Below are 9,638 nucleotides of genomic sequence, written 5' to 3' on the forward strand. Positions count from 1 at the left end.
GGTGCGTCCCTTTACTTAGCTGCGTTGGCGAGCTCGGCGGCCTTGTCGGCGCCCTCGTCCATGGTTGCGGCCAGGGTAACCAGCGGGTGGTTGGCCTCGGCCAGGATGCGGCGGCCTTCCTCAACGTTGTTGCCGTCGAGGCGGACTACCAGCGGCTTGTTCGCGGAGTGGCCCAGCTCGGCCAGCGCACCAACGATGCCCTTGGCGACGGCGTCACACGCGGTGATGCCACCGAAGACGTTGACGAATACCGACTTGACCTGCTCGTCGCCCAGGATGACGTCCAGGCCTGCGGCCATGACCTCGGCGGAAGCTCCACCGCCGATGTCCAGGAAGTTTGCGGGCTTGACGTTGCCATGGTTTTCGCCTGCGTAGGCAACGACGTCGAGGGTGGACATGACCAGGCCGGCACCGTTGCCGATGATCCCTACTTCACCGTCCAGCTTGACGTAGTTCAGGTCCTGCGCCTTGGCCTTGGCCTCCAGCGGGTCAGCAGCGTCCTTGTCCTCAAGGAGGGCGTGCTTGGCGTGGCGGAAGTCGGCGTTCTCGTCCAGGGAGACCTTGCCGTCCAGGGCCACGATCTCACCGGCACCGGTCTTGACCAGCGGGTTGACCTCCACCAGGGTGGCGTCTTCCTTCTTGAAGACATCCCAGAGCTTCAGGATCACGGCGGCGACTTTGCCGCGCAGTTCCTCGGCGAAGCCGGCTGCTGCGACAATCTCGTCAGCCTTGGCCTGGTCGATGCCCACGGCGGGATCGATGGCGATCTTCGCCAGCGCCTCAGGGCGTTCGACGGCGAGCTGTTCGATTTCCATGCCGCCTTCAACCGAGCACATGGCCAGGTAGTTGCGGTTGGCCCGGTCCAGCAGGACGGAGAAGTAGTATTCCTCGGCGATGTCCGCACCCTGGGCAATCATCACCTTATTAACGGTGTGGCCCTTGATGTCCATGCCCAGGATGTTGGTGGAGTGCTCAAGTGCCTCATCGGCGGTCTTGGCAACCTTGACGCCGCCGGCCTTACCGCGGCCACCGGCCTTAACCTGGGCCTTAACGACAGTTACGCCGCCGATCTTCTCGGCAGCTGCCTTTGCTTCTTCTGGGGTGTACGCCACGATGCCGGCAAGCACGGGTACACCGTGCGCCTCGAACATATCGCGCGCCTGGTATTCAAACAGGTCCACGGTTTAGTGTCCTTCTACGTCGAAGTAGTTTCTGTACAGTCGGACACCATCGAAGACGATGACCGGGCTGCGGAATTGCACGCACCGGCGGCCTGTTGGAAACGAGCCACGCGGCGTGATGCTCCACTGGGAACTCTAGTCCTTTGGGAGGACCGGGCCGTCCCAGAGTACCCCTTATGTGAGTAAGGACACTATTCTATGGAACGTAGAAAAACCGCGGATTTCCGCGGATTTTGAGGGCTTCACGGTGCCGGCGGGGTACTTTCCGGCGGGCTGGAAATCAGCTCGTAACGGTTCTCCGAAACAAAGAACCCTACGCCGGCCGAGACGTTTCCGCAGGCTACGCCGCCGTTGTAGGCGGAACAGCGAAGTCCGTTGCGTTCGAGGTTCTGTCCGTCAGCCAGCACAGCCAATTCCGCGATCGGGCCGGCCTTGTTGCCGCGGGGGCCGTATGTTGCTTCCATTTGTGTGACGCCGGACCGGCACTCTCCGTACGTTGCTTTGTCCGGCGTCAGCAGGGCCACCCCGCCCAGGTATCCGAGATTCGTTCCCGCGCAGTCATCCGCCACGTCGCCCGGGGCGGGTTTCGGGTATCCGGCCAGTTCGCAGTGGGCTACCGGCACAATGGCCAGTTTGTTGTTGTCGCTCTCGCTGAAGCTGTTCTGCTCATAGGGAAGGTTGATGTGCGGCCCGCGGGCTGCCGTCAGGGAACACGCCACTGTCCGGTCCTCGGTGATGAAGGAGAGGACATCGTCACCGCGGGAAAATTCCTGCCGGTCAACGAGCGGCGCCTGTTCCAACTGTTCAATCGGCGGCAGTGGAGGCGGTGCCACGTATCCAGGGTCCTCCACCGTCACGGTGCAGCCTGTTGCAGCCAGGAGGAAAAGGGCGGCGAGCATCCCCCGTACAGTCCGTCGCATGCGGTCCATTATGCTTCATGGCGGCGCTCAGTCTGGTGCCAGGCCGGCTGCCTTTTCGACGACGGCGGCGGCAACAGCGGCGGGATCCCCGGCGGCAAAGTGGTCACGCATCTGTTGTGCCCGCGTCCGCCAGGCAGCATTCGAGAGGATCTCCTGCACTGCTTGGGCAATTCGCCGTGGCTTGGGCCGTTCCGTTTTAAGGCTGATGCCCACGCCGGCGAATTCCACCCTGGCGTTGACGTCACTCTTGCCCTCGTTGATCCCTGACACCACCATTGGCACTCCTTTGGACAGGCTGAGCTGCACCCCGCCGAAGCCGCCGTTGGTGATGAACACGTCCGTAAAATCCAGCACCCTGGCGAAATCCACGAAGTCGCGGATCACGATGTTGGGCTGCGGGTAGCGGGCGCTGAGGGCCTCCGTCCCGCGGCCACCGGTGGCCACAATCACCAGCGCATCCATGTCCTTGACCGCCTCGAGCGCCGGGACTATCAGCTTGTCCTGGTCCACGTTGTCCACGGTTCCCTGGGTCACCAGCAACGTGCGTGGGTATTGCGGCCAGCGTTCCGCTTCTTTGGTGTCACGTTCAGCCACGGCCCCGGCCGGTCCCGGGGGCCTGTACGGCAGGAGTGCCCCCACATAGTGCACCGCGGGGTTCCGGTGCCGCCGCGGGAAGTCCAGGGCTTCCGGGCCGGTCTGGATGACGGCCGCTGAGGAGCGGTAGGGCTCGTCCGTCAGACGTCCGTGCCTGGGGGCGGCCTGCCCGTAGGCAGCAAGCTGGCGGCGGTAGCTCAGGCCGGCGGGCCGCAGGATGACGTTGTCGGACAGGAAGCCCGCCGCCGCCTGGATGGATCTCTCTACCGGGTTGCGGGCAGGCTTGAAGCCGAAGAACAGCGGCGGTACCTGCGGGTCGCTCTCCATGTTGGGAATAGCCACGAAGTTCACCAGCGGCTTGCCCATCAGGCTCGCCACGAGGCGGTGGATGAACATGGAACTGTCCACCACGGCCACGTCGAAGGCAAAGTCCTGTTCCAGTTCCCGGATGTCCTCGAAGAAGTTGCTGACGTTGCTGGCAAAGATCTTTTCACCATCGAACCCGATAGCCCGCGGTCCTTTGAGCTCGGCGCGTTCAGGGTACAGCTCGAAGAGGTTATCCACGCGGTGCTCAATGGCCCGCTGGAAAGGAAGGAGCGGGATGTCCAGGTCCCGGAGCTTGTCACGGAAGACGGGACCGGTGTACCAGGCGACGTTGTGCCCGCGTTCTTTGAGGCGGACCGCCACCCCCGTCATGGGGTTGAAGTGCCCATCGATGGCCTGGCTGGCGAACAGGATTTTCATGGCCGTGCTCCGACTGGTCCTGCGCTGCAGCAGGACGGTTCCTGAACCTTAGTCCCGGGCGCCGGTGCCGGCAAGGAGTTGTACCTGCCGACCCCCGCCGTCGCTGTCCGTGAACTGCTAGGCGTCGAGCTTGGTCAGCGGCGCGTAGCGCAGCAGCAAACGCTTCTCACCGACGTCGAACTTCACCTTGGCCACGGTCTTGTCCCCTGCCCCCTCAAGCGCGAGGACGGTACCGTTGCCGAAGCTCGTGTGGTTGACCTTGTCCCCCACGGTGACCGCCACGATTTCTTTCTGCGGCTGCACACGGTTCTTCGCAATGGCCGCGGGCACGTCCGCGTTGAATCCGGCTGACGAGTCAGCAGCCGCGCCCCGGGCCGTTCCGGCTCCCCAGAAGGATCCGCTGTAGCGGTTCGAACCGATTGACCCGCCGCCCCACCCGCCCGACTGCCTGTTGGTTCCTTCGCGCTTCCATTCCAGGAGCTCGGCGGGAATTTCCTCCAGGAACTGGCTGGCGGGGTTGTACTGGCTCTGGCCCCACATGCTCCGGACCTCGGAACGGGTGACGTACAGGCGTTTCCGGGCGCGCGTCAGGCCAACGTAGGCAAGCCGGCGTTCTTCCGCCAGTTCCTTGGGGTCAGTGGCTGACCGCTGGTGCGGAAACAGTCCGTGCTCCATCCCGGTCAGGAAGACCACCGGGAACTCGAGTCCCTTGGCGGTGTGCAGTGTCATCAGCGTGACCACGCCAAGCCGTTTGGCCTCCGCCACGGCTGCGGCTGTGTCTTCCGCGTCCCCGCCGGGGGCGTCAGGAATCTGGTCGGCGTCGGCCACCAGCGAGACCTGCTCCAGGAACGCGCCCAGCGACCCTTCGGGGTTCTCCTGCTCGTACTCCCGCACCACGGCCACGAGCTCCGCCAGGTTCTCCACCCGGGACTCGTCCTGGGGGTCGGTACTGGAGCGAAGCGCGGCCAGGTAGCCGGTCTGTTCCAGGACGGCTTCAAGGGCTGCTGCGGCACCGGAACCCGCAGCCACTTCCGCGAGGTCATCCAGCAACTTCACAAACCCAAGGACGGCATTGACGGATCGGGTTGCCATCGCCGGGGCCTGCTCGGCCCGACGGGCGGCTGCCATGAACGAGATGCGCTCACGCTGGGCCAGTGCCGCCACCGCACCTTCGGCGCGGTCGCCGATCCCCCGTTTTGGTTCGTTGAGCACCCGCCGCAGGTTGACGTCGTCGTCCGGATTCACCAGGACGCGGAGGTAGGCCAGGGCGTCCTTGATTTCCTTGCGCTCGTAAAACCGCGTGCCACCCACCACCTTGTACGGCAGGCCCACCCGGACCAGCACGTCCTCGATGGAGCGTGACTGTGCATTGGTGCGGTAGAAGATGGCGACGTCCCCCGGACGGAGGTTGTCTTCATCCTGGAGCCGGTCGATCTCCTTGGCAATGAACTGGGCTTCGTCGTGCTCGTTCTCGCCCACGTAGCCGATAATTTTGTGGCCGTTGCCCTCGGCGGTCCACAGCCGCTTCTCGGGACGGTTGGGGTTCCGTGAGATGACCGAGTTGGCTGCGCTGAGGATGTTCTGCGTGGAGCGGTAGTTCTGCTCCAGCTTGATGGTCCGTGCTTCGGGGTAATCCTTTTCGAACTCCACGATGTTGCGGATGTCGGCGCCCCGGAAAGCGTAGATGGACTGGTCCGAATCGCCCACGACCGTCAGCTCGGAGGCGCCGGGCCCTTCGCCCACGATCTCCCGGACCAGGGCGTACTGGGCATGGTTGGTGTCCTGGTACTCATCCACCAGGACATGCCTGAACCGCCGGCGGTAGGAGTCCGCAAGGGCAGGGAAGGCCCGGAACATGAACACGGTTTCGGCTATCAGGTCATCGAAATCCATGGCGTTGGCCTGGCGCAGCCGCTGCGTATAGCCCTTGTAGACCTCCGCCACGGCCTGTTCGAAAGGATCGTTGTAGTTCGCGGCAGAGGAGTACGAGTCAGCATCGATGAGTTCGTTCTTCAAGGCTGAGATCTTGTGCTGGATGGCCTTGGGCGCAAACTTCTTCGGGTCCAGGTCCAGGGCCTTGGACACCTGGGTGACCAACCGGAGGGAGTCGGCTGAGTCGTAGATGGAGAAGTTCGATTTCAGCCCCACATTCGCGGCTTCCTGGCGCAGGATCCGCACGCAGGATGAGTGGAAGGTGGAGATCCACATGATTTTGGCCCGCCCACCCACCAGCGCTTCAATGCGTTCCCGCATTTCCGCAGCGGCCTTGTTGGTGAAGGTGATGGCGAGGATCTCGCCATGATGGGCCCGCCCGGTGGCGATCAGGTAGGCGATCCTGTTGCTGAGCACACGGGTTTTGCCCGAACCCGCGCCGGCTACGATCAGCAGCGCGGAACCGGCGTGCTTAACGGCCTCCTCCTGCTGCGGGTTGAGCCCTTCCAGGAGCTGGCCTGCGTCCGGCCGGCGGTGGCCGTGGGCCTCCGCGTGCTGACCATCCGCATGCGGTCCCTGTGTGCCGCCGGACAGCCCGGCGCCCTGCCGGTTCTCCCACGGCGCAGCACCGCCGGGACCGGCCGCCGTGGCGCCTTCAGCGCGCGACCTGGTGCGGGCGGCTGCCGGGGAGGCAGCCTTGAACGGTCCGTCAGAGTACGGGTCAAACAACATATCCATGGTGCCTACAAGTCTAGGCGGTGGGACCGACGCGGACTTCCAGGCTGTGGATGACGGGCCGCCGCTCCTTGCCCTTTTGGGCTGTCCTGCTGCTTTATCCACATAGCGCTGATGGGCGCATGCAATGAGGTCCTTCGGTTGAAAGGCTTGGTGGATGGAAGCGATGACGACGGCGGCAGTCAGCAATGCACTGGGCCCCCGCGGCCTGGGGCGTGGGCTATGCCACGGACCCGGATTCGAGGGCCGCACGCAGCTCGCGCACCGCCGTCGTCCCTCCCGCCATGAACCATTCGAGTCCGTTGACCCGCACTGTGTCCACGGCGCCGCCGGCAGCCCGGACGATTGCCTTGCCGGGCAGCCAGTCCCATTCCGGGCAGCTGTGCTGGAACCAGCACCCCAGTTGGCCGTCCGCCACCCGGCCAAGGTCGCACGAACCGGAGCCGAGCATCCGCAGGGCGGCAGCCGACGTGGCCGCCGCGTGCCAGGGCATGGCGCACAGCGGATCCATCAGCCAGCTGGGGTGGATGTAGGTTGCCGCCCCCAGCTGGGCCGCTGGGGTTGCGTTGCGCTCTCCCCTGTTGTCGTGGAAAACCGTCAGCCGTTCACCGTTCAGGCTGGCCGGATGCGTGCGGCCACCGAGCCAGAGCTTGTCCTCCTCCGGCTGAAAGATGGCACCAAGCAGCACGTCGGACTGGTCCTTCAAAGCGATGGCCGAGCACCAGTAGGTGGAACCGTGCAGGAAGTTGTACGTGCCGTCCACCGGATCGATGACCCAGGTCCGGCCGCTGCTGCCCTGTACAGATGCGCCTTCCTCTCCCAGGATGCCGTCCTGTGGCCGGCAGCGCTGCAGCTGCTCCAGAACATAGGCCTCTGCAGCGTGGTCAGCGGCGGTCACGACGTCTGAAATAGAGGTCTTCTGCTGCGACTGCAGGCCCGCCATCCGCATGAGCAGCGCCAGCTGCCCGGCTTCCCGGACCAAGGCTGCTGCCAGCTGGTAGTCGTCCAACGAGGGGTCAAGTTCAACAGCGCTGTGCCGGCCAGTGGTCATGGCTTCAGTTTAAGGGGCGCGATAATGAAGCCATGGCCAAAACACCTGCCCAGCGGATCAAGAAGCACGGCTCCAAGGCGGCGGTACCGCAGCACCATCTGCCGCCGGTGGTGAATCCAACCACTGCGCGAACGCCGGAGAAAGCCCAGAACAACAGCAACCTCATCCTGATCGCCGGTGTGGTGGCCAGCCTGTTCCTCTTCTGGTACCTGCATCTGCTGACCCTGGAGCAGCTCCGTGACCTCTCCACGGACCTGGCCATGCCGGACTCGCTCATCGGCGGCTTCGATGCGGCCTACATCAGCCAGCTCCAGGCCGTCATGGACGATGACGCGCGCGGCCAGCTTAATTACGTTCATAAAACAGCGGGGACCCTGTTCCCGCTGATCTTCGGATTCACGTGGCTGCTGCTGATCGGCACCAACGTGGCCCGGAAAGCCCTGCGCTGGGCGCTCTGGTCCTTGCCGCTTCTGTTCGTTGTGGTCCGGCTTTGGGGCAACGCCGCCATCGACGGAGTGCTCGCAGCCGGCACTGCCGACGCCGGCCAGGTGGCCCTTGCCTCCGGGCTCACCGTGGCCGGTTGGGTCCTTTTGGTCCTCAGCCTGCTGGCGGGTGCTGCCGCCGTTGTCCTCGGCGCCCGCAAGCCCAAAGCGGCTATCTGAAGGCTGCCCGGGCCCGCATCTCCTTGCGGTGGCGGTGGACCTGGCGTGCAATGACCAGTCCTGCAGTGGCCATGCCCAAGGTGACCGGATAACCCATGAGCCGTTCCAGCGTGCCTGGCTCCGGAACGTCCATTCCCGTCAGGCCGCCCGTCCCCAGGGCGGCAAGGGACACGGCACCGCACACCAGGATGAACCAGGCGAAGTTTGTTTTCCGCAGCCAGAGGATGCCCAGGACCAGCAGGGCGGCAGCCCCGGCGAGGAAGTACATCACAGCGCCCACGATGTGCCAGCCGGAGCCTGCGTCCTCGGGCACCAGTCCCACGATCACAGTTCCGGCCCCCGCGGTCCCGGTCAGGATCCGGACCCAGACAGCCGCCAGCCAGGGCCTGCGCCGCGGCTGCACCCGCAGATCCGCCCGGGCAGCGACGCAAAGCAGCCCGGAGCTCAGCAAAAGGGCACCCAGCAGCATGCCGAGCCCCTGGACCACGAATGAGGCGTTCATCAGCCAGTTCAATGGGGAACACACCTCGCGGCCGTCAAAGATGCCGCAGTCCAGGGCGCCAAGGTCGCTGATGTACCCCGTCCGCAGGTCATAGGGCCTGGGGCCCGCCCAGGCACCGATCACTGCCGCTTCCGCGGCAAAATACTGCAGGACGCTCAGCACCGACCAGGCGCCGATGTACTGGCGGGTGGACGCGGTGTCCGGAATTAACGTGGCAGGCATGGCGGCGGACGGCGCTGAACTCATGCCTTGAGCGTAGTACGGCCCAGCACCTTGTATGCTTGTATCCGTGTCCGGCCGGACTGGCCTGCCGATCCGCCGGACGCAAGCCCTCGTAGCTCAGTGGATAGAGCACGGCTCTCCTAAAGCCGGTGTCGTTGGTTCGATTCCAATCGAGGGCACTTGAACTTTCCTCCCCCGGAGTTCGCGCTCCGCGCCTACCTCCTCGGCCCCACCTCACCAGGCCCCGACGCGGACGCTGCCAGCGCCGGGCAGTGGACCGTCCAGCGGGACCTGCTGGACCGCGCGGATGGCACCCGCGGAACCTTCTCCGGCGTCGTGCATTTTATTCCCACGGACGACGGCGGCCTGGCCTTCCGTGAGGAAGGCACCATGCGCTGGCCCTCCTTCACGGGCCCCGCCTCCCGCGAGTACCTGCTGCGGCCTGCCGGGTCCCCTGATGCCCTGGACGTGTTCTTCCCTGACGGCCGCCCGTTCCACCGGATGAGCTTTACTCCGGAGTCCAACCTTGACCGTCACTGGTGCGATCCCGATACCTACCGCGTTGCCTACGTCTATGGGGGCTTGGACAGGTTCAGCTACACGTGGGACGTCCAGGGCCCCCGCAAGGACCTGCTGCTGACGTCACACCTGGTGCGCCGGCAGGGGCCCGCAGCATGAAGGACCGCATTGTGGTCTCGGCCGTCTGCGTCTTCGACAAGGCAGGCAGGCTCCTGACCGTGCGGAAACGCGGCACGGCCATGTTCATGCATCCCGGCGGCAAGCCCGAGGCCGGGGAGACAGCAGTCCAGGCGGCCGTACGTGAACTCGCGGAAGAAGTGGGCATCGTCCTCGACCCCCGGGAACTCCAGCTGATGGGGGTGTGGATCGCCGATGCCGCGAACGAGGCCGCCACGGACATTGAGGCAACAGTTTTTATGGCCCCCGGAGTGTGGGAGGCCCACCCTTCCGCGGAAATCGCCGAGATCAGGTGGCTGACCCTGGGCTCGCAGCCCACCCGCGACCTTGCCCCGCTGCTGACGGACCATATCCTGCCGGAGCTGGCAAGGTCCGGCAGCGCGGACAGGCAGGCCTAGA

Annotated in this window: 9 protein-coding genes and 1 tRNA gene; 4 read left to right on the forward strand and 6 right to left on the reverse strand. The window is 65.1% G+C overall.

All coding sequences use genetic code 11. The features are described from left to right. Positions 1–11: 11 nt before the first annotated feature. From sucC to HTS88_RS04830, 5 genes are all read right to left on the reverse strand, one after another. Positions 12–1,181, reverse strand: coding sequence for an ADP-forming succinate--CoA ligase subunit beta (gene sucC, locus HTS88_RS04810; protein ID WP_174176011.1), 1,170 nt, complete (start codon positions 1,179–1,181; stop codon positions 12–14). 242 nt (positions 1,182–1,423) lie between these two features. Further along, a complete protein-coding gene (locus HTS88_RS04815) occupies positions 1,424–2,110 on the reverse strand; it encodes a hypothetical protein (protein ID WP_377086661.1) in 687 nt (228 codons plus the stop codon). 18 nt (positions 2,111–2,128) lie between these two features. Continuing rightward, positions 2,129–3,439 carry a glycosyltransferase gene (locus HTS88_RS04820; RefSeq protein ID WP_174176013.1) on the reverse strand — a complete coding sequence of 437 codons (1,311 nt, stop codon included), beginning with the start codon at positions 3,437–3,439 and terminating at the stop codon, positions 2,129–2,131. Between the two features lie 117 nt (positions 3,440–3,556). Next, positions 3,557–6,103, reverse strand: a complete 2,547-nt coding sequence (pcrA, locus tag HTS88_RS04825; protein ID WP_400512904.1) for a DNA helicase PcrA — start codon at positions 6,101–6,103, stop codon at positions 3,557–3,559. Positions 6,104–6,326: 223 nt separating this feature from the next. Next, positions 6,327–7,157, reverse strand: coding sequence for an inositol monophosphatase family protein (locus HTS88_RS04830; protein WP_174176018.1), 831 nt, complete (start codon positions 7,155–7,157; stop codon positions 6,327–6,329). 32 nt (positions 7,158–7,189) lie between these two features. On the opposite strand from HTS88_RS04830, the gene HTS88_RS04835 reads away from it, so the two are divergent. Continuing rightward, entirely contained in the window at positions 7,190–7,819 is a 630-nt protein-coding gene (locus HTS88_RS04835; RefSeq protein ID WP_174176020.1) for a hypothetical protein, read from the forward strand. Here HTS88_RS04835 and HTS88_RS04840 read toward each other — a convergent pair. Further along, on the reverse strand, positions 7,812–8,567 hold the full coding sequence (locus tag HTS88_RS04840; RefSeq protein ID WP_174176022.1) for a DUF998 domain-containing protein: 756 nt from the start codon (positions 8,565–8,567) through the stop codon (positions 7,812–7,814). The two genes, HTS88_RS04835 and HTS88_RS04840, sit on opposite strands and share 8 nt — an antisense overlap. A gap of 82 nt (positions 8,568–8,649) precedes the next feature. Here HTS88_RS04840 and HTS88_RS04845 point away from each other — a divergent pair. The 3 genes from HTS88_RS04845 to HTS88_RS04855 all read left to right on the forward strand — a co-directional run bounded on the left by HTS88_RS04845 (position 8,650) and on the right by HTS88_RS04855 (position 9,637). Continuing rightward, positions 8,650–8,722, forward strand: a tRNA-Arg gene (locus HTS88_RS04845). 1 nt (position 8,723) lies between these two features. Next, positions 8,724–9,221, forward strand: coding sequence for a DUF6314 family protein (locus HTS88_RS04850; RefSeq protein WP_174176024.1), 498 nt, complete (start codon positions 8,724–8,726; stop codon positions 9,219–9,221). Next, positions 9,218–9,637, forward strand: coding sequence for an NUDIX hydrolase (locus HTS88_RS04855; RefSeq protein WP_174176026.1), 420 nt, complete (start codon positions 9,218–9,220; stop codon positions 9,635–9,637). Before HTS88_RS04850 ends, HTS88_RS04855 begins: the two co-directional genes overlap by 4 nt. Position 9,638: the final 1 nt, after the last annotated feature.

It is taken from the genome of Pseudarthrobacter oxydans (assembly GCF_013314975.1).
GTDB lineage: Bacteria > Actinomycetota > Actinomycetes > Actinomycetales > Micrococcaceae > Arthrobacter > Arthrobacter oxydans.